This window comes from Aeromonas sp. EERV15 (assembly GCF_900079845.1).
Lineage (GTDB): Bacteria > Pseudomonadota > Gammaproteobacteria > Enterobacterales > Aeromonadaceae > Aeromonas > Aeromonas sobria.
This window is the reverse complement of record NZ_FKKY02000106.1, coordinates 1-473: the sequence shown is the minus strand read 5'-3', so window position 1 is coordinate 473 and position 473 is coordinate 1. Positions and strand designations below refer to the sequence as shown.

Annotated in this window: 1 protein-coding gene; it reads right to left on the bottom strand. The window is 72.9% G+C overall.

Annotated elements, in window-relative coordinates:
• Positions 1 to 473, bottom strand: a 473-nt coding sequence (locus BN4575_RS22810; RefSeq protein WP_176716463.1) for a hypothetical protein, incomplete at both ends; no start/stop codon positions are given.

Genomic DNA, 473 nt, shown 5'->3' with positions numbered 1-473 from the left:
GAGTTCCCCCGGACGAACGGCTGCGGCTCGTGCGGCTGATCGATCATGGCGACCACCGCAGCAGACGCCTCCATCGCGGCGCGTGCCTCCCCCTGGAAGTGCTCCGCTGCGGCTCGGCGAGCCGCGATCTCCGCCTCACGGTCCTCTGCGCCGAGCGCTGCGCCAAGCCACTCCAGAGCCGCGTACAGCTTCGGATCCGCGTCGACCCACGCCGCCGCGCGCTCCACGGCGAGCGCCCGATCCTGGTCCACGGCCACCGTCAGCCGGAACCGCTCGGCACGCGCGATCGCCGCCGCGCTGTCTCCACACGCCTCCAGCTGATCGAGGGCACGGTCCACGAGATCCCGCCGATCCGTCGCCGGTGGCCACAAGACCCGCCCCAGCGCCGCCGCCACCGCAAGATCGCCCGTCCCCTCCGCTTCGACGGTTTCCAGCGCAGCGAGTGCATCATCAGCCTCGCCGCCGCCGCTGAC